The sequence below is a fragment of the Pseudomonas sp. C1C7 genome (assembly GCF_013359595.1).
In the GTDB taxonomy this organism is placed as follows: Bacteria; Pseudomonadota; Gammaproteobacteria; order Pseudomonadales; family Pseudomonadaceae; genus Aquipseudomonas.
In genome coordinates this window covers 41,478-61,462 of sequence record NZ_JABFMP010000025.1, presented here as the reverse complement: position 1 = coordinate 61,462, position 19,985 = coordinate 41,478, and the positions used below count along the sequence as shown (strand labels likewise).

Annotated in this window: 16 protein-coding genes and 1 pseudogene; 11 read left to right on the top strand and 6 right to left on the bottom strand. The window is 61.6% G+C overall.

The annotated features are described in order from the left end of the window. Positions 1-50 precede the first annotated feature (50 nt). The 3 genes and pseudogenes from acnD to prpD form a co-directional block, all read left to right on the top strand. On the top strand, positions 51-2,645 hold the full coding sequence (acnD, locus tag HNO86_RS19910; RefSeq protein WP_175378638.1) for a Fe/S-dependent 2-methylisocitrate dehydratase AcnD: 2,595 nt from the start codon (positions 51-53) through the stop codon (positions 2,643-2,645). Between the two features lie 63 nt (positions 2,646-2,708). Then, positions 2,709-3,899, top strand: coding sequence for a 2-methylaconitate cis-trans isomerase PrpF (prpF, locus tag HNO86_RS19905; protein WP_175378637.1), 1,191 nt, complete (start codon positions 2,709-2,711; stop codon positions 3,897-3,899). Between the two features lie 197 nt (positions 3,900-4,096). Continuing rightward, positions 4,097-4,879 (top strand): annotated as a pseudogene (gene prpD / locus HNO86_RS19900) (2-methylcitrate dehydratase); the annotation flags it as partial. Positions 4,880-4,962: 83 nt separating this feature from the next. Here prpD and HNO86_RS19895 read toward each other — a convergent pair. Continuing rightward, positions 4,963-5,781 (bottom strand): pyruvate, water dikinase regulatory protein, encoded by an 819-nt coding sequence (locus HNO86_RS19895; RefSeq protein ID WP_175378636.1) that lies wholly within the window; start codon positions 5,779-5,781, stop codon positions 4,963-4,965. Between the two features lie 174 nt (positions 5,782-5,955). On the opposite strand from HNO86_RS19895, the gene ppsA reads away from it, so the two are divergent. The 8 genes from ppsA (at position 5,956) to HNO86_RS19855 (ending at position 14,089) form a co-directional block, all read left to right on the top strand. Beyond that, positions 5,956-8,331 (top strand): phosphoenolpyruvate synthase, encoded by a 2,376-nt coding sequence (gene ppsA, locus HNO86_RS19890; protein WP_175378635.1) that lies wholly within the window; start codon positions 5,956-5,958, stop codon positions 8,329-8,331. A 162-nt stretch (positions 8,332-8,493) separates the two neighbouring features. Continuing rightward, complete coding sequence (locus HNO86_RS19885; protein ID WP_175378634.1) at positions 8,494-9,483, top strand: alpha/beta fold hydrolase; 990 nt, start codon at positions 8,494-8,496, stop codon at positions 9,481-9,483. A gap of 140 nt (positions 9,484-9,623) precedes the next feature. Continuing rightward, positions 9,624-10,112 (top strand): ribonuclease E activity regulator RraA, encoded by a 489-nt coding sequence (rraA, locus tag HNO86_RS19880; protein WP_175378685.1) that lies wholly within the window; start codon positions 9,624-9,626, stop codon positions 10,110-10,112. 21 nt (positions 10,113-10,133) lie between these two features. After that, positions 10,134-11,129 (top strand): zinc transporter ZntB, encoded by a 996-nt coding sequence (locus HNO86_RS19875; protein ID WP_175378633.1) that lies wholly within the window; start codon positions 10,134-10,136, stop codon positions 11,127-11,129. Positions 11,130-11,192: 63 nt separating this feature from the next. Then, positions 11,193-11,441, top strand: a complete 249-nt coding sequence (locus HNO86_RS19870; protein WP_175378632.1) for a CrfX protein — start codon at positions 11,193-11,195, stop codon at positions 11,439-11,441. Positions 11,442-11,443: 2 nt separating this feature from the next. Beyond that, entirely contained in the window at positions 11,444-12,268 is an 825-nt protein-coding gene (locus tag HNO86_RS19865; RefSeq protein WP_007916401.1) for a mechanosensitive ion channel domain-containing protein, read from the top strand. A gap of 91 nt (positions 12,269-12,359) precedes the next feature. Further along, positions 12,360-12,950: an RNA polymerase sigma factor SigX gene (sigX, locus tag HNO86_RS19860; protein WP_016773832.1), complete on the top strand. Its 591-nt coding sequence runs from the start codon at positions 12,360-12,362 to the stop codon at positions 12,948-12,950. A 107-nt stretch (positions 12,951-13,057) separates the two neighbouring features. Then, a complete protein-coding gene (locus HNO86_RS19855) occupies positions 13,058-14,089 on the top strand; it encodes an OmpA family protein (RefSeq protein ID WP_175378631.1) in 1,032 nt (343 codons plus the stop codon). Positions 14,090-14,187: 98 nt separating this feature from the next. Here the strand turns inward: HNO86_RS19855 and cobA are convergent, their stop codons facing one another. The 5 genes from cobA to HNO86_RS19830 all read right to left on the bottom strand — a co-directional run bounded on the left by cobA (position 14,188) and on the right by HNO86_RS19830 (position 19,929). Next, on the bottom strand, positions 14,188-14,949 hold the full coding sequence (cobA, locus tag HNO86_RS19850) for a uroporphyrinogen-III C-methyltransferase (protein WP_175378630.1): 762 nt from the start codon (positions 14,947-14,949) through the stop codon (positions 14,188-14,190). Between the two features lie 39 nt (positions 14,950-14,988). Next, positions 14,989-16,659, bottom strand: a complete 1,671-nt coding sequence (locus tag HNO86_RS19845; RefSeq protein ID WP_175378629.1) for a bifunctional protein-serine/threonine kinase/phosphatase — start codon at positions 16,657-16,659, stop codon at positions 14,989-14,991. A 7-nt stretch (positions 16,660-16,666) separates the two neighbouring features. Further along, complete coding sequence (locus HNO86_RS19840) at positions 16,667-17,878, bottom strand: NarK/NasA family nitrate transporter (protein ID WP_175378628.1); 1,212 nt, start codon at positions 17,876-17,878, stop codon at positions 16,667-16,669. Between the two features lie 248 nt (positions 17,879-18,126). Further along, positions 18,127-18,702: an ANTAR domain-containing response regulator gene (locus HNO86_RS19835; protein WP_175378627.1), complete on the bottom strand. Its 576-nt coding sequence runs from the start codon at positions 18,700-18,702 to the stop codon at positions 18,127-18,129. A gap of 15 nt (positions 18,703-18,717) precedes the next feature. Beyond that, entirely contained in the window at positions 18,718-19,929 is a 1,212-nt protein-coding gene (locus HNO86_RS19830) for a CmpA/NrtA family ABC transporter substrate-binding protein (protein WP_175378626.1), read from the bottom strand. Positions 19,930-19,985 lie beyond the last annotated feature (56 nt).

Sequence of the window (19,985 nt, the reverse complement as noted above, 5' to 3'; positions counted from 1 at the left end):
TCCGGCACCAGGCCCCACCCTTTGTAATAACCGTGACCGAGTCCCGACTGATGAACACAGAATTCCGTAAAACGCTGCCCGGCAGCCATCTGGATTACTTCGATGTCCGCGCGGCGGTCGAGGCTATCCAGCCTGGCGCCTACGACACCCTGCCGTACACCTCCCGCGTGCTGGCGGAAAACCTTGTGCGTCGCTGCGACCCGGCCACGCTCACCGAATCGTTGAAGCAGTTCATCGAGCGCAAGCGCGACCTCGACTTCCCATGGTTCCCGGCCCGCGTGGTGTGCCACGACATTCTCGGCCAGACCGCCCTGGTGGACCTCGCCGGCCTGCGTGACGCCATCGCCCAGCAGGGCGGTGACCCGGCGCAAGTGAACCCGGTGGTGCCGACCCAACTGATCGTCGACCACTCCCTGGCCGTCGAGCGCGGTGGTTTCGATCCGGAGGCGTTCGAGAAGAACCGCGCCATCGAAGACCGTCGCAACGAAGACCGTTTCCACTTCATCAACTGGACCAAGAAGGCGTTCAAGAACGTCGACGTGATCCCGCCCGGCAACGGCATCATGCACCAGATCAACCTGGAGAAAATGTCTCCGGTGATCCAGGTCCGTGACGGTGTAGCGTTCCCCGACACCTGCGTCGGCACCGACAGCCACACCCCGCACGTCGATGCGCTGGGCGTGATCGCCATCGGTGTTGGTGGCCTGGAAGCGGAAAGCGTGATGCTCGGCCGCGCCTCCTGGATGCGCCTGCCGGAAAGCGTCGGCGTCGAACTGACCGGAAAGCTGCAACCGGGCATCACCGCCACCGACATGGTGCTGGCGCTCACCGAGTTCCTGCGCAAGCAGAAGGTGGTCGGTGCATGGCTGGAGTTCTTCGGCGAAGGCGCCTCGGCGCTGACCCTGGGCGACCGTGCGACCATCTCCAACATGGCTCCCGAGTACGGCGCCACCGCCGCGATGTTCTACATCGATCAGCAGACCATCGACTACCTCAAGCTCACCGGTCGTGATGACGAGCAGGTGCAACTGGTCGAGCAATACGCCAAGCAGATCGGCCTGTGGGCGGACAGCCTCAAGGGCGCGCAATACGAGCGCGGCCTGACGTTCGATCTGTCCTCGGTCGTGCGCAATATGGCAGGCCCGAGCAACCCGCACGCCCGTGTCGCGGTGTCGGATCTAGCGGCCAAGGGCATTTCCGGCCAGTGGGAAGACGTCCCGGGCCAGATGCCGGACGGCGCGGTGATCATCGCCGCCATCACCAGTTGCACCAACACCAGCAACCCGCGCAACGTGATCGCCGCCGGCCTGCTGGCGCGCAACGCCAACAAGCTGGGCCTGACCCGCAAGCCTTGGGTCAAGTCGTCCCTGGCCCCGGGCTCGAAAACCGTGGCCCTGTACCTGGACGAAGCCGGCCTGACCGATGAACTCGAACAGCTCGGTTTCGGTGTCGTGGCCTTCGCCTGCACCACCTGCAACGGCATGTCCGGTGCACTGGACCCTGTCATCCAGCAGGAAATCATCGACCGCGACCTGTACGCCACCGCCGTACTGTCCGGCAACCGCAACTTCGACGGGCGGATTCACCCGTACGCCAAGCAGGCGTTCCTCGCCTCGCCACCGCTGGTGGTCGCCTACGCCATCGCCGGGACCATCCGTTTCGACATCGAAAAAGACGTGTTGGGCGTGGTCGATGGCAAGGAAATCCGCCTGAAGGACATCTGGCCGAGCGATGAAGAAGTCGACGCCGTCGTGAAGGCTTCCGTGAAGCCTGAGCAGTTCCGTCAGGTCTACATCCCGATGTTCGCCATCCACGAAGACAACGGCCCGAAAGTCGCACCGCTGTACGACTGGCGCGAGATGAGCACCTACATCCGCCGTCCGCCGTACTGGGAAGGTGCACTGGCCGGCGCCCGTCCGCTCAAGGGCATGCGCCCACTGGCGGTACTGCCGGACAACATCACCACCGACCACCTGTCGCCGTCCAACGCGATCATGATGGACAGCGCCGCCGGCGAATACCTGGCGAAAATGGGCCTGCCGGAAGAGGACTTCAACTCTTACGCGACGCACCGTGGCGACCACCTGACCGCGCAGCGCGCCACCTTCGCCAACCCGAAACTGTTCAATGAAATGGTTCAGGAAAACGGCAAGGTCAAGCAGGGCTCCCTGGCCCGCGTCGAGCCGGAAGGCAAAGTGATGCGCATGTGGGAAGCCATCGAGACCTACATGGATCGCAAGCAGTCGCTGATCATCATCGCCGGTGCCGACTACGGTCAGGGCTCGTCCCGCGACTGGGCCGCCAAGGGCGTGCGTCTGGCGGGTGTCGAGGCGATCGTCGCCGAAGGCTTCGAGCGCATCCACCGCACCAACCTGGTGGGCATGGGCGTGCTGCCGCTGGAGTTCAAGCCGGGCACCGACCGCCATACCCTGGCCATCGACGGCACCGAAGTCTATGACGTGATTGGCGAGCGCACGCCGCGCGCCGATTTGACCCTGGTGATCCATCGCAAGAACGGCGAACACGTCGAGGTGCCGGTGACCTGCCGTCTCGACACCGCCGAAGAAGTGTCGATCTACGAGGCCGGCGGCGTGTTGCAGCGCTTCGCCCAGGACTTCCTCGAAGAATCGGCGGTAGCCGTCTAAACACAGGCAGTACAGACACGGGGCTTTCGAGTCCCGTGTCTGTTTTAAGGAGTAACGAGCACCATGGCTCATCCAGCTCAAATCAAGATTCCCGCCACCTACATGCGCGGCGGCACCAGCAAGGGCGTGTTCTTCAGCCTGCAGGATCTGCCGGAAGTGGCCCAGGTTCCGGGGCCGGCCCGCGATGCCCTGCTGCTGCGCGTGATCGGCAGCCCCGATCCGTACGACAAGCAGATCGACGGCATGGGCGGCGCGACGTCCAGCACCAGCAAGACCGTGATTCTGTCGAAAAGCATCAAGGCCGATCACGACGTCGACTACCTGTTCGGTCAGGTCTCCATCGACAAGCCCTTCGTGGACTGGAGCGGCAACTGCGGCAACCTGACCGCAGCGGTCGGTTCGTTCGCCATCAGCAACGGTCTGGTGGATGCCAGCCGCATCCCGCACAACGGCGTGGCCGTGGTGCGCGTGTGGCAGGCCAACATCGGCAAGACCATCATCGCTCACGTACCGATCACCAACGGTGAAGTGCAGGAAACCGGCGATTTCGAACTCGACGGCGTGACCTTCCCGGCGGCTGAAGTTCAGGTCGAGTTCCTCGATCCGGCGGCGGAAGAAGAGGGCGCGGGCGGTTCGATGTTCCCCACCGGCAACCTGGTCGACGACCTGGAAGTCCCGGGCGTCGGCACCTTCAAGGCGACCATGATCAACGCCGGCATCCCGACCATCTTCGTCAATGCCGAAGACATCGGTTACAAGGGCACCGAGTTGCAAGGCGCGATCAATGGCGACCCGAAAGCGCTGCTGATGTTCGAGACCATCCGCGCCTACGGCGCCGTGCGCATGGGCCTGATCGCGAACGTCGACGAAGCGGCCAAGCGTCAGCACACGCCGAAAGTGGCGTTCGTCGCCAAGCCTGCCGACTATGTTTCCTCCAGCGGCAAGGCGATTGCGGCCGGTGATGTCGACCTGCTGGTGCGTGCGCTGTCCATGGGCAAGCTGCACCACGCGATGATGGGCACCGCGGCAGTGGCAATCGGCACGGCGGCGGCGATTACCGGCACCCTGGTGAACCTCGCGGCCGGTGGCATCGAGCGTAATGCGGTGCGTTTCGGGCATCCGTCCGGGACCTTGCGCGTGGGCGCCGAGGCCAGCCTGGTCAACGGCGAGTGGACCGTGAACAAGGCCATCATGAGCCGCAGTGCGCGGGTGTTGATGGAAGGCTACGTTCGCGTGCCGGGCGATTCCTTCTAAGCTCGCAACAAAACCCTGTGTAGGCGCTGCCGAAGGCTGCGATCCTTTGATCTTGATCTTCAAAAAACAAAATCAAAAGATCGCAGCCTTCGGCAGCTCCTGCACGGGGATTGCGTTTCAGAACAAGAATGTTGTCATCCGCCGTGATCGCCCGAACCGAGGTCCCATCAACGAACCACCTCACGAGTGAATCGAACATGAGCGCCAACGTTGACCTGAACAATCGCCCGGACTACGACCAGGTCCTGCAGGACATTGCCGACTACGTCCTCGATTTCCGCATCGAATCCGAAGAAGCCCTGAACACCGCCCGCAACTGCCTGATGGACACCCTGGGCTGTGGCTTGCTGGCGCTGCGTTTTCCCGAGTGCACCAAGCATCTGGGGCCGGTTGTCGAAGGCTCGGTCGTGCCGTTCGGTGCGCGGGTGCCGGGGACCTCCTATCGGCTGGACCCGGTCAAGGCGGCGTGGGACATCGGTTGCACCGTGCGCTGGCTCGATTACAACGACACCTGGCTGGCCGCGGAGTGGGGCCATCCGTCGGATAACCTCGGCGGCATCCTCGCGGTGGCTGACCATTTATCACAAAAGCGCCTGGCCGGTGGCGATGCGCCGCTGACCCTGCGTACAGTGCTCGACGCGATGATCATGGCCCACGAGATTCAGGGCGTGATTGCCCTGGAAAACTCCTTCAATCGGGTCGGTCTCGATCACGTGATTCTGGTGAAAGTCGCCTCGACCGCGGTCACCGCCAAATTGATGGGGGCCAACCGCGAGCAGCTGTTGTCCGCGTTGTCCCATGCGTTCGCCGACGGTCAGGCACTGCGTACTTATCGCCATGCGCCGAACGCCGGATCACGCAAGTCCTGGGCGGCGGGGGATGCTTCCAGCCGGGGCGTGCGTCTGGCGGACATCGCCATGCGCGGTGAGATGGGCATTCCCGGTGTGCTGAGCGCGAAACAGTGGGAGCAGCTGCAAGCTTTGAGCCTCAAGCTGCAAGTAAAGGCAACAGCGCTGTTGCTTGCAGCTTGCAGCTTGCAGCTTGCCGCTTGTAGCTGCCTCCCTTACTTGAACCGCCGCTCCACCCCTTTCTCCACAAGAATCTTCGCCGAGATTTCTTCAACGGAAAAATGCGTGGAGTTGATGTTCGGAATGTTCTCGCGACGGAACAGGTTCTCCACCTCGCGCACTTCGAACTCGCACTGGGCGTAGCTCGAATAGCGGCTGTTGGGCTTGCGCTCGTTGCGGATCGCGGTCAGGCGGTCGGGGTCGATGGTCAGGCCGAACAGCTTGTGCTGGTGGGCGCGCAGGGCGCTTGGCAGGGTCAGGCGCTCCATGTCGTCTTCGGTCAGCGGGTAGTTGGCCGCGCGGATGCCGAATTGCATGGCCATGTACAGACAGGTAGGTGTCTTGCCGCAGCGCGACACGCCCACCAGGATCAGGTCGGCCTTGTCGTAGTAGTGCGTGCGGGCGCCGTCGTCGTTGTCGAGGGCGAAGTTCACCGCCTCGATCCGCTCCATGTAATTGGAGTTGGAGCCGATCGAGTGGGATTTGCCGACGGAATAGGAGGAATGCTCGGTCAGTTCCTGTTCCAGAGGCGCCAGGAAGGTCGAGAAAATGTCGATCATGAAACCATTGGAAGTTGCGAGGATCTCACGAATGTCCTGATTGACGATGGTGTCGAAGATAATCGGACGAAAGCCGTCGACTTCGGCGGCTTTGTTGATTTGTTGTACCATGGCCCGCGCTTTATCCACGCTGTCGATGTATGGCCGCGTGAATTTGCTGAAGGTAATGTTTTCGAACTGCGCCAGAAGGCTTTGACCCAGGGTTTCGGCAGTGATGCCGGTGCCATCGGAGATAAAGAAAGCAGATCGTTTCATTTGCACCTTGGGCCTTAAGCTAGTGACGAATCTTGGATATGATAGGCGCGATTTGCCGGCCGCCAATGGCCGGCATTCTCACTTATTTTCCAGGTCCAGGCCATACAGCCGGCAAACGCCCCCTTTGGCAGCCGGCTTCTGAGCTTTTCCAACACAGTTAGTGGAGAGATCACCTTGGTAGAGTACGTAGTTTCCCTCGATAAGCTCGGCAAACACGATGTTGAGCATGTGGGGGGCAAGAACGCATCCCTGGGCGAGATGATCAGCAACCTTGCAGGTGCCGGTGTATCGGTGCCCGGCGGCTTCGCCACAACCGCTCAGGCTTATCGCGACTTCCTGGAACTGAGCGGCCTGAACCAGCAGATTCACGACGCCCTGGATGCACTGGACGTCGATGATGTGAATGCTCTGGCCAAAACCGGTGCCCAGATCCGTCAATGGATCATGGAAGCCGAGTTCCCCGAGAAACTGAACGCCGAAATCCGCGCCGCATTCGCCACCCTGTCCGCCGGCAATCCCGACGTGGCCGTGGCCGTGCGCTCTTCCGCTACCGCGGAAGACTTGCCGGACGCCTCCTTCGCCGGTCAGCAGGAAACCTTTTTGAACATCCGTGGTGTGGATAACGTCATCCGCGCCGCCAAAGAGGTGTTCGCCTCCCTATTCAACGATCGCGCGATTTCCTATCGCGTGCATCAGGGCTTCGACCACAAGTTGGTTGCCCTGTCGGCCGGCGTACAACGCATGGTCCGCTCCGAAACCGGCACCGCCGGCGTGATGTTCACCCTCGATACCGAATCGGGCTTTCGCGATGTCGTGTTCATCACCGGCGCCTACGGCCTGGGTGAAACCGTCGTGCAAGGTGCGGTGAACCCGGACGAATTCTACGTCCACAAGAACACCCTGACCGCCGGTCGTCCGGCCATCCTGCGCCGCAACCTGGGCAGCAAGGCCATCAAGATGATCTACGGCGACGAGGCCAAGGCCGGTCGTTCGGTCAAGACCGTCGATGTCGACAAGGCCGACCGCGCGCGTTTCTGCCTGACCGACGCCGAAGTCAGCGAGCTGGCCAAGCAGGCGATGATCATCGAGAAGCACTACCAGTGCCCGATGGACATCGAATGGGCCAAGGACGGTGACGACGGCAAGCTGTACATCGTGCAGGCCCGTCCGGAAACCGTGAAGAGCCGCACCCAGGCCAACGTCATGGAACGTTACCTGCTCAAGGAAACCGGCACCGTGCTGGTGGAAGGTCGCGCCATTGGCCAGCGCATCGGCGCCGGTAAGGTCCGCATCATCAAGGACGTGTCCGAGATGGACAAGGTCCAGGTCGGCGACGTACTGGTTTCCGACATGACCGACCCGGACTGGGAACCGGTCATGAAGCGCGCCAGCGCCATCGTCACCAACCGTGGCGGTCGTACCTGCCACGCGGCGATCATCGCCCGTGAGCTGGGCATTCCGGCCGTGGTCGGTTGCGGCAACGCCACCGAACTGCTGAAGGAAGGCCAGGGCGTGACCGTTTCCTGCGCCGAAGGCGACACCGGTTACATCTTCGAGGGCGAACTGGGCTTCGACATCAAGAAGAACTCCGTGGACGCCATGCCGGACCTGCCGTTCAAGATCATGATGAACGTCGGCAACCCGGACCGTGCCTTTGACTTCGCACAGCTGCCGAACGCCGGTGTGGGCCTGGCCCGCCTGGAGTTCATCATCAACCGCATGATCGGCGTGCACCCCAAGGCATTGCTGAACTACGACGGTCTGCCGCTGGACATCAAGGAAAGCGTCGACAAGCGCATTGCCGGTTACAACGATCCGGTCGGCTTCTACGTCGAAAAACTGGTCGAAGGCATCAGCACCCTGGCGGCGGCGTTCTATCCGAAGAAGGTCATCGTGCGTCTGTCGGACTTCAAGTCCAACGAATACGCCAACCTGATCGGCGGCAAGCTGTACGAGCCGGAAGAAGAAAACCCGATGCTGGGCTTCCGCGGCGCTTCGCGTTACATCAGTGAATCGTTCCGTGACTGCTTCGAGCTCGAATGCCGCGCCCTCAAGCGTGTGCGCAACGAGATGGGCCTGACCAACGTTGAAATCATGGTGCCGTTCGTCCGTACTTTGGGCGAAGCGAGCCAGGTGGTGGATCTGCTGGCCAAGAACGGCCTGGCCCGCGGCGACAACGGCCTGCGCGTCATCATGATGTGCGAGCTGCCGTCCAACGCGATCCTGGCCGAAGAGTTCCTCGAGTACTTCGACGGCTTCTCCATCGGCTCCAACGACCTGACCCAGCTGACCCTGGGCCTGGACCGCGACTCGGGCATCATCGCGCACCTGTTCGACGAGCGTAATCCGGCGGTCAAGAAGCTTTTGGCAAACGCCATTGCCGCGTGCAACAAGGCCGGCAAGTACATCGGCATCTGCGGTCAGGGCCCTTCGGACCACCCGGACCTGGCCAAGTGGCTGATGGAACAAGGCATCGAAAGCGTGTCGCTGAACCCTGACTCCGTACTGGAGACCTGGTTCTTCCTGGCAGAGGGTCAGGCTTCGGCTTGATCGAGTGTGAACGGCTCGCTCCCTGTAGGAGCAAGGCTTGCCCGCGATGGCGTCTTCAGAATCGCCATCGCCAGCAAGCTGTGCTCCTACGGGAGTTGCCGTTTTTAGAGATTGAAGTAGGGCGGGCTCCTCCGGAAGCCGCCCTTTTTTGTGCAAGAGATTATGCAAAGCAGCAGCAACCTATTTCCTGTCGCCCTGATCAGCGCCGAACGACGCGGTGATCTGAGCGAAGATGTCTATCGTTTGAAACCCGCGAACAGCCCTGACGCCAGCGTCGAAATCGCGGTGACGCGCCTGGGCATGGCCGATGAGCCAGCGGTGCGCGGCGTGCCGGTGATCCTGCTGCACGGCAGCTTTTCCAACCGACGCTTCTGGTTTTCCCCCAAAGGCCTGGGCCTGGGCGCGCATCTGACGCGGCTGGGATACGACGTGTGGATTCCGGAAATGCGCGGCCACGGCCTGTCCCAGCGCAACCTGGACTACCGCAAGAACCGCGTCGCCGACTACGCGCGCTACGATCTGCCGGCCATTGGCGCCTTCGTTCGCGAGCAGAGCGGCCAGATCCCGCACTGGATCGGCCATTCGCTGGGCGGCATCACCCTGGCCGCAGCCTTGGGTGGTCAATACATCGGCGAGCCGGTGGTGGCGTCCGTGGCGTTTTTCGGCACTCAGGTCAGCCGCACCTACTGGCCGTTGAAGATCCCGCCGGTGGAGTGGAGCGGGCGCTTCATTCTCAAGCGTTTCGCCCAGCTGTCCGGGTCCCGGCTCAAGCGTGGGCCGGAAGACGAGCCCATCGGCCTGGCGCTTGAGAGCATGCGCTGGTTCGGCCTGTTCGGGCGCTTTGGCGATGCCGACAAGGATTGGTGGGCCGGCCTGGCCGAGGTCCAGCTACCGGTACTGGCGGTGAGTGCGGCGGGGGATCATCAGGATCCGGCCTGGGCGTGCCGCAAGCTGTTCGATCAGTTGGGCTCTGAGCACAAGCAGTTCATCAACCTGGGGCGTGAGCAGGGTTTTACCGAGAATTTCGGGCATGTAGAGATGCTGGTCAGCAAGGCGGCACAGGCCGAAGTCTGGCCACTGGCAGCCCGCTGGCTGGCGGATCAGCACACCCCATTGCTGGGTGAGCAGGCGGACGTGGCCACGGCAATCTAAGCTGGAGGCTCTAACAGAGGCATTTCGCTCTGGTCGGCTTGAGGCTAAGATATGACGGTTTGAGCTGTTCTGGTCATTTTCGATGATCGAATCATCAATGATGTTCGTGCTTTCTTCCTCTTTACAGGAGTTTCTCGATGATCCATTACCTCACGCCTGACCTGTGCGACGCCTATCCGGAGCTGGTGCAGGTGCTGGAACCGATGTTCAGCAATTTCGGCGGCCGTGATTCGTTCGGCGGCGAAATCGTGACCATCAAATGTTTCGAAGACAACTCGCTGGTCAAGGAACAGGTCGAACTCCAGGGCAAGGGCAAGGTACTGGTGGTCGATGGCGGCGGCTCCCTGCGTCGCGCGCTGCTGGGCGACATGCTCGCCGAGAAGGCCGCGAAAAACGGTTGGGAAGGGCTGGTGATCTACGGTTGCATCCGTGACGTCGACGTCATCGCGCAAACCGACCTGGGCGTCCAGGCGCTGGCCAGCCACCCGATGAAAACCGACAAGCGCGGCATCGGCGACCTGAACGTTGCCGTCACCTTTGCCGGGGTGACTTTCCACCCGGGCCACTACATTTATGCGGACAACAACGGCGTGATCATCTCGCCAAGCCCGCTGAAAATGCCTGAGTAAGAACTGACAGAAGGAATGCGGATGTTCGAGGAAGAAAACGCGCAGTGGGGATTGGTCCACGCCCTGGTGCTGGACGGCAAAGGCGGTGCGCGTTCGATAGCCCGGACAGAACTCGACGATCTGCAGCTGCAGGCCCATGAAAGCCTGTGGCTGCACTGGGATCGCAGTCATCCGCAAACCCAGACCTGGCTGCGCAAATCCAGTGGTCTGAGCGAATTCAGCTGCGACCTGTTGCTGGAAGAAAACACCCGCCCGCGTCTCTTACAGCTTTCCGACAGCGAACTGCTGCTATTTTTGCGCGGTGTGAACCTCAATCCGGGGGCCGAGCCTGAAGACATGGTCTCGGTACGGATCTTCGGTTCCGCCCAGCGCGTGATTTCGCTGCGTTTGCGTCCGTTGCGCGCCACCGAAGAACTGCTGGCGCAGCTGGAAGCCGGCAAGGGACCGAAAACCGCGTCGGAAATCATCCTCTATATGGCGCAGTACCTGACCAACAAGGTCCAGGATCTGGTCAGCTGCCTCTCGGAAGTGGTCGATGGCGAAGAGGAAAAGCTGGATGCCGACGAACGGTATACACCTGAACATGGAGAGGTTTTGCAGATCCGGCGCCGGGCTGCTGCGTTGAAGCGGTTTCTCGCTCCGCAGCGGGATATTTTCGGTCAGCTGACACGGATCAAGTTGCCCTGGTTCGTTGAGGACGACGGGGACTATTGGAACGAATTGAACAACAGCCTGACCCGCTATTTAGAGGAGCTTGAGTTAACGCGCGAGCGCGTGGGGCTGGTCCTGGAGGCTGAAGACCGAAGATTGAGCGTGCGCATGAACCGCACCATGTATCGCTTCGGGATCATCACCGGGATTTTTTTGCCGATGAGTTTTTTGACCGGTCTTTTGGGGATCAACGTTGGGGGCATTCCTTTATCCGGAAGTCCATATGGCTTCCTTGTCGCCTGCCTGCTGATGATCGCGGTGGCGCTCGGACAGTGGTGGATATTCCGACGTTTGCGCTGGGTTTGAATGTAAACCTTGTGACCCGACCAAATTTGACCGCGTCTTTCACAGACATCACGAGAGGTGCGTATGCACGATCCGTTTGAACAGTCTTTGCGTGACATGCTCAAGGCCGACCCGTCCACCCGCGACGAGGATGCGTGCCTTGGCCGCGTACTGAAAACCGCCAACCGCCAGGTCGGCGCCGGCGATCTGTTCAGTCTGCTGGGCCGCTGGCTGCCCGCTTTGATGATCGCCCTCAATAATGGCTCGGCCCATGTGGCGCCGGTGTCCCGTCTCCGTAAACCTAACGCTCGCACTGCTGATAAGGCTGATTGAATATGGAACTTGATCTCTGGACACAGAGCCTCGTCACTGCAATGACTGCGCTATGGACCAAGGTTGCGAACTTCATTCCAAACCTGTTTGGCGCACTGGTCGTGCTGCTGCTGGGTTTCGTCGTGGCCAAGCTTTTGGACACGCTGCTGTCCAAATTGCTGGCCAAACTGGGCCTCGATCGCCTGATGGGCGGTACCGGCCTGACCAAACTGATGTCCCGTGCCGGTCTGCAGGTGCCGATTTCGACCCTGATCGGCAAGATCGTCTACTGGTTCGTTCTGCTTATTTTCCTGGTTTCCGCCGCTGAATCCCTTGGCCTTGAGCGGGTTTCGGCTACGCTGGACATGCTGGCGCTGTATTTGCCGAAGGTATTTGGCGCCGCGCTGGTGCTGCTGGTCGGTGTTTTGCTGGCGCAATTGGCCAACGGCCTGGTGCGTGGCGCGGCGGAAGGCGTGGGACTGGACTACGCTTCCGGTTTGGGCCGAATCGCCCAGGGGCTGGTCATCATCATCAGTATTTCGGTCGCGATCAGTCAGTTGGAGGTCAAGACTGACCTGCTCAACCACGTTATCGTGATCGTTTTGATTACCGTTGGTCTGGCGGTTGCGCTGGCCATGGGGTTGGGAAGCCGGGAAATTGCCGGTCAGATTCTTGCGGGAATCTATGTGCGTGAGTTGTACCAGGTAGGGCAACAAGTGCGAGTTGGAGAGGTCGAAGGGCAGATCGAGGAGATCGGCACGGTTAAAACCACATTGCTGACGGATGAGGGTGAGCTAGTCTCTCTTTCCAATCGGATCCTCCTCGAGCAGCATGTGAGTAGCCGCTAACCCGGCAAATCCTGCTAATGTATGCCGCCGCAAAAATGCCTGCTGATGCCGGCTGCGGCGGACATTGACCTGACTGTCGGCCCGACTTGTTTTGAATAAAGCCCAACCGCTATCCACGCGCTATGACCCCCGCGAGCTCTCTGATGAGGAGTTGGTCGCGCGCTCGCATACCGAGCTGTTTCACGTAACGCGCGCCTATGAAGAACTGATGCGGCGTTACCAGCGAACATTATTTAACGTCTGTGCACGATATCTCGGGAACGATCGCGACGCAGATGATGTCTGTCAGGAAGTGATGTTGAAGGTGTTGTATGGCTTGAAGAACTTCGAGGGCAAGTCGAAGTTCAAGACATGGCTATATAGCATCACGTACAACGAATGCATCACGCAGTATCGGAAAGAACGGCGAAAGCGTCGCTTGATGGACGCGTTGAGTCTTGACCCCCTCGAAGAAGCGTCCGAGGAAAAGGCGCCGAAACCCGAGGAGAAGGGCGGACTTGATCGCTGGTTGGTGTATGTGAACCCGATTGACCGCGAAATTCTGGTGCTACGATTTGTCGCAGAGCTGGAGTTTCAGGAGATCGCAGACATCATGCACATGGGCTTGAGCGCAACAAAAATGCGGTACAAACGTGCTCTAGATAAATTGCGTGAGAAATTTGCAGGCATTGCCGAAACTTAGTTCGGCGCAAATATCTCTTACGTGTAGGCAAGTTCTGATAGAATTGCCGCCGAGTTGTCCCCCGGTTTGCGGGACTGCTTCACAATCACCAGATGGGGATTTAACGGATGAAACTGAAAAACACCTTGGGCTTGGCCATTGGTTCTCTTATTGCCGCCACTTCGTTCGGCGCTCTGGCACAGGGCCAAGGCGCAGTTGAAATCGAAGGCTTCGCAAAGAAAGAACAGTTCGACAGCGCTCGTAACTTCAAGAACAACGGCAACCTGTTCGGCGGTTCCGTTGGTTACTTCCTGACCGACGACGTAGAACTGCGTCTGGGCTACGACGAAGTGCACAACGTGCGTTCCGACGACGGTCGTAACATCAAGGGCGCCAACACCGCTCTGGACGCTCTGTACCACTTCAACAACCCAGGCGACATGGTCCGTCCATACGTATCGGCTGGTTTCTCCGATCAGAGCATCGGTCAGAACGGCAAAGGCGGTCGTGACCGCTCCACCTTCGCCAACGTTGGCGGCGGTGCCAAGCTGTACTTCACCGAGAACTTCTACGCCCGTGCCGGCGTTGAAGCTCAGTACAACATCGACAAGGGCGACACCGAGTGGGCTCCTAGCGTCGGTATCGGTGTGAACTTCGGTGGCGGCTCCAAGCCAGCCGCTGCTCCAGTTCCAGCTCCAGAAGTCTGCTCCGACAGCGACAACGACGGCGTTTGCGACAACGTCGACAAGTGCCCGGACACCCCAGCCAACGTAACCGTTGACGCTGATGGCTGCCCAGCAGTTGCTGAAGTTGTTCGTGTAGAGCTGGACGTGAAGTTCGACTTCGACAAGTCGGTCGTCAAGCCAAACAGCTACGCTGACATCAAGAACCTGGCTGACTTCATGAAGCAGTACCCATCCACCACCACTACTGTTGAAGGTCACACTGACTCCGTCGGTCCTGACGCTTACAACCAGAAACTGTCCGAGCGTCGCGCTGCCGCCGTCAAGCAGGTTCTGACCAACCAGTACGGTGTTGAATCGTCCCGCGTTCAGTCCGTTGGCTACGGCGAATCCCGCCCAGTTGCTGACAACGCCACTGAAGCTGGCCGCGCTGTAAACCGTCGCGTAGAAGCGCAGGTTGAAGCCCAAGCTAAGTAATTAGCTCGCCGCTTTGAGAAAAGCCCGGCTTATGCCGGGCTTTTCTTTGCCTGCGATTTGGTGAGGCGCCGTCCCTGTAGGAGCGAGCATGCTCGCTCCTACAGGCCTACGCACTCCAATGTAGGCGCTGCCGAAGGCTGCGATCTTTTGATCTTTTCTGCGGCGACTTCGCCGATCACCAGGATCGCCGGGCTTTTCAGTTCGAAGGCCAGGGCATCTTTTTCCATGGCGGTCAGATCGCTGCGGCACTCCCGCTGATGGGGCAGCGAAGCGTTTTCGATCATCGCCACCGGCGTATCCGCCGTCATCCCGCCAGCCAGCAGCTGCTCACGGATTTCCCCGAGTTTGGCCACGCCCATGTAGATCACCAGGGTCGTCCCACCCTGCGCCAGCGCCCGCCAGTTCAGGCTGCTGCCGTCCTGGGTATGGGCCGTCACCAGCGTCACGCCCCGCGCCACCCCGCGCAGTGTCAGCGGAATATCGCATTGCGTGGCGCCCGCGAGCCCGGCCGTGATGCCATTGACCAGCTCCACTTCGACCCCACGCTCACGCAACCACTCCGCTTCCTCGCCACCACGCCCGAAAATGCACGGATCACCGCCCTTGAGCCGCACCACGCATTTGCCCTGGCGCGCGTAACGCAGCATCAAGCGATGGATGAATTCCTGCGGCGTCGAGCGGCAGCCGCCGCGTTTGCCCACGGGGATGATCCGCGCATTGCCACAATGCTCAAGGACCGCGTCATTGACCAGATCATCGATCAGCACGACATCCGCTTCTCTCATCGCTCGCACGGCTTTGAGCGTCAGCAGTTCCGGATCACCAGGTCCTGCACCGACCAGCCAGACTTTTGCGTTCATCGTGTTGTCCTCATTTGGAAAATTCGTCATGGCCAGCCGTCAGCCATGAAACAGCGCAAACAACAGCGCCAGATTGATCAACAACGACCCCAACGCCAGCGCTCGCCAGACCTTCAGCGGCTCGCGTTCCAGCAGGGGCCGGGGGCGTACGTTCAGACTGCGGCGCTCCCCTTGTTCCATCAGCAGCAACCATTCCTCCGCCGTTTCAAAGCGTTGGGCCGGATCCGCCGCCACCGCGCGTTCAAGGCTCTGGGTCAGCCATTCCGGCAGATCCGGGCGATAGCGGCTGGGATTCACCGGCACGCCGAAACGCGGACGCTGGAAGGCTTCGATTTCGCCATAGGGGTAGTGCCCGGTAAGCAGGAAATACAGAGTCACGCCCACCGCATACAGGTCCTGCTGCGGCGCCGGCTTGTCACCGCGAAACCCTTCCGGCGCGATATAGCTCGGGGTGCCGGGCAGGGTAGAGGGCTGGTCTTCGGACAGGCCCGGGCACCAGGCCAGGCCGAAATCCAGCAGGCGCAATTCGCCGTCGTCCCCCAGCAGCAGGTTCTCCGGCTTGATGTCGCGATGCAGGATCTGCCGCCGATGCAGCAGACCGACCGCCTTGAGCAGGCGTTCGGCCAACTCCTGCCACTGAGCCAGCGGCAACGGTCCGCTCTGCGCAAACAGCTGCGCCAAAGTGGCGCCGGAATATTCCCGCATCACGTAGTACAAATGCTGACGCTGACCGGCCGCATGGACTTCAGGAAAATGCCGGCTCGCAACCCGCTTGAGAAACCATTCCTCCGACAGCAGCGCTTGCCCGGCCAGATGATCATCGCGCAGAGCGCCGGGCAGGGTTTTCAGCAGCCAGGGTTGTTGCTGGGCATCTCGCACCCGATACAGCAGCGATTGCTGGCTCTGGCCGACAATGCTTTCGACTTTCCAGCCTTCGAAGTCCTGGCCGGGTTTCAGCGCCGGCGGCAGTGGCCATTGCTGCAAATGAATCAGCGCATCGCCGATGCTGGTTTCCCCCAGGGCATCGACCCGCACCAGCATGGCGCTGGCGTTGTCCTGGCTGCCGGCCAGGTGCGCCGCATTCACCAAGGTCTGCGCAGCGCTGTCGAGATCGGGTTGATCGCGCAGGATCGCCGCAATCGCGGTATCGCCCAGCACCGCCCAGACCCCGTCGCTGAGCAGCACGAAGCTCTCGTCGACCCGCAGTTCACCGTCGAGAAAATCCAGCACCAGATGCTGATCGAGCCCCAGCGCGCGCTTGAGTACGTGCTGCATGCCCGGTTGATCCCACACATGGTCCTCGCTGACCCGCTGCAACTGATCGGCGTGCCAGCGATAGACCCGGCAATCGCCGACATGGGCGAGGGTGAAACGGCGGCCACGCATGACCAGCGCACTCACTGTGGTCAGCAGGGGCTGCCCGCCGCCATTGGCCTGCAACCAGCGGTTCTGTGCCAGCAGCAGGCGATCCAGCGCCTGGGCGACCCCCCAGGTTTCCGGCGTTGCGTAATAGTCCAAAGCCAGAGCCTGCAAGGTCGAACGGGCGGCCAGGCCACCATCGGCGCACTGGCTGACGCCGTCGGCGATGGCGAACAGGTACCCCTTGCTCGCGGCCAGTGCCGGGGCTGGCGTGACCAGGCGCAGGGCGTCCTGATTTTCCTCGCGCGGCCCGGTGGCGCTGGCTTCGGCAAAACTCAGTTGCAGGCTCATGGCGATCTCAGACCCGGGCAGCGGTCACGGCCGCCGAACCCCAGGTGGTTCTCCAGCGACGTTTCACACCGTGCAGACCGAACCAGGCCAGTACCGCAAGGCTGGCGAACAACCACAGCGCCATCTGGTAGCTGCCGGTGCTTTGCTTGATCGCGCCCATGCCCGCCGCCAGGGCAAAACCGCCGATACCTCCGGCCATGCCGATCAGGCCGGTCATCACCCCGATTTCCCGGCGGAAGCGCTGCGGTACCAGCTGGAACACCGCACCGTTGCCGGCACCCAGACCGAGCATGGTGCACACAAACAGTGCCAGCGCCGCATAGGAGCTTGGCAGGTTGAAACCCACGGCCGCGATGCAGATCGCCGCCACGGTGTACATCGCCAGCAAGGTGCGGATGCCACCGAAGCGATCCGCCAGGGCGCCACCCAGAGGGCGCATCAGACTGCCGCCGAACACGCAGGCGGCAGTGTAGTAGCCGGCGGTGACCGGGCTCAGGCCGTATTGGTCGTTGAAGTAGCCGGGCAGGGCGCTGGCCAGACCGATGAAGCCGCCGAAGGTCACGCTGTAGAAGAACATGAACCACCAGCTGTCACGGTCGCCCAGGGCCTTGAAGTAGTCGGCCATCGATTTGGCTTTTGGTCGCTCCGGGGCATTCTTGGCCAGCCAGGCGAAAACGATCAGGGTCAGGATCAGCGGGATCAGGGCGAAGCCGAAGACGTTGCTCCAGCCGTAAGCGGCCGCCAATACCGGCGCGATCAGCGCCGCCAGCACGGTGCCCGAGTTGCCCGCCCCGGCGATGCCCATGGCCTTGCCCTGGTGCTGCGGCGGATACCATTGCGACGCCAGCGGCAGGGCCACGGCGAAGGACGCGCCGGCCATGCCGAGGAACAGCCCCAGCAGCAATGCCTGCTCGTAGCTGTGGATGCCGAGTTTCCAGGCGCCGAACAGCGCGCAGATGACGATCACCTGGCCGATCAGGCCGGCGGTTTTCGGCGACAGACGATCGGCCAGCATGCCCATCACGAAGCGCAACACCGCGCCTGCCAGAATCGGCGTGGCCACCACCAGTCCGCGTTGCTGGGTGGTCAGGTGCAGGTCGGCGGCGATCTGCACCGCCAGAGGGCCGAGCAGGTACCAGACCATGAAGCTCAGGTCGAAATAGAGGAAGGCCGAGAACAGGGTCGGGGTATGGCCGGATTTCCAGAAGCTTGAATTCATCGCGCACCTCAGCTGAAAAGAGTCTCGAACGGGAGTCAGTCGGGGCGCCGCCGGGCGGCACCACCGGCCCCGGGCTATGGGGCCAAAACAAAAAAACGCCGCTACCCGATTCGCCCGGAGCGAAGGGGGTGAGCGACGTCTTTGTCGTAGGTGGGGCAACCGCCGTTGGTTACCTGTGCAGAATGCTTAGCGAGATCTATGCCAACACCAGCTGCTACATGGATCGTGTTTTGCCTTGATAACCGGGGTCAGCCGAGCAATTCACTCATCGCAATGATCTGCTCCGCCACCTGTATCAGCTTCTGCTGCCGGCTCATCGCCTGGCGGCGCATCAGGGTGTAGGCCTCTTCCTCGTTGCAGTCCTTCATCTTCATCAGCAGCCCCTTGGCCAGCTCGATGCGCTTGCGCTCGGCCAGTTGCTGGTCGCGGGCCTGCAGTTGGGCGCGCAGGGCCTGGTCGCTTTCGAAGCGCGCCATGGCCACGTCGAGGATCGGCTGCAGGCGCTGGGCATGGATACCTTCGACGATGTAGGCGCTGACGCCGGACTTGATCGCCTGGCGCATTACATCGGGGTCATGCTCGTCGGTGAACATCACGATCGGCCGCGGCTGGTCGCGGCTGACCAGCACCACTTGCTCCATCACATCACGCCCCGGTGACTCGGTATCGATCAGGATCACGTCCGGACGCACCGTTTCGACGCGTTCGGGCAGGTCGATGGTCAATCCGGACTCATCGATGACCTCGAAGCCGGCTTCCGTCAGGGCCGCTTTCAGGCGCCCGACCTTCTTTGCGGTGTCGTTGATCAGCAGGATACGCAACATGTTCGTGGTCTCCTGTCAGCGGCTGGCGAAACGATGGGCGCTGTCGCTCATCGCATGCAATTTGAAACTACGGGCATAACCCGCCGGATCGGAGCCGTCCCAGACCTTGCCGTCGATCAACTGGCTGCTGCGCATTTCCCGGCCCGGGCTGGCGATGCCCACGGCGCTGGCGGCCTCACGGTACAGGCTCAGTTGCTGGACCTGACGGGCCACGGCCAGGTAATCCGGGTCGTCGCGCAACAACCCCCAGCGGCGGAACTGGGTCATGAACCACATGCCGTCGGACAGATACGGCAGGTTGACCTCGCCATCGCCATGGAAGCGCAGGGCGTGCGGGTCCTGCCAGCGATTGCCCAGACCGTCGGCGTAATCGCCCAAAAGTCGCGGCTCGATGCATTCCACGGGGGCATCCAGGTACTGCGGCGCGCTGAGCAGCTGCGCGGTGCTGCGACGATTTTCGTTGCTGTCCTCGATGAAGCGACTGGCCTCGAGAATCGCCATCACCAGCACACGGGCGGTGTTGGGATACTGCTCGACGAAGGTGCGGGTGCAGCCGAGGACTTTTTCCGGGTGATTGGGCCAGATGGCCTGGGTGGTCGCCAGGGTGAAACCCAGATCCTGCTGCACCGCGCTCGCCGACCACGGTTCACCGACGCACAGCCCATCGATACGCCCGGCCTGCAGGTGCGCAACCATTTGCGGCGGCGGCACCACCACGCTGTCGACATCCAGCAACGGATGAATGCCCTGGCTGGCGAGCCAGTAATACAGCCACATCGCGTGGGTGCCGGTGGGGAAGGTCTGGGCGAAGGTCAGTTTTGTGCGAGTTTGGTGCACGTGCCGGTGCAGTGCTTCAGGACCGGTCACGCCCAGCCCCTGCAGGCCACGGGAAAGGTTGATGCTCTGGCCATTCTGGTTCAGGCCCATGAGCACCGCCATGTCGGTCGCGGCCACGCCGCCGATGCCCAGGTGCACCGCGTAGATCAGGCCGTACAGGCTGTGGGCGGCATCCAGTTCGCCGCTGACGAGCTTGTCCCGCAGATTGGCCCAGGAGGCCTGGCGCTTGAGGTTCAGGGTCAGGCCGTAGGGCTGGGCAAAGCCCTGGGTGGCGGCAACCACCACCGAGGCGCAGTCGCTCAGGGCCATGAAGCCGAGATCGATGGTGCTCTTTTCCGGGGCATCGCTGCCATTGACCCAGGCCAGAGGGCCGGCTGATGGTTCGTTCATCTGTGTTCACCTTGCAAAAAAAACGTCGTCCGGGCACGCGCAATGCCTTTGACGAC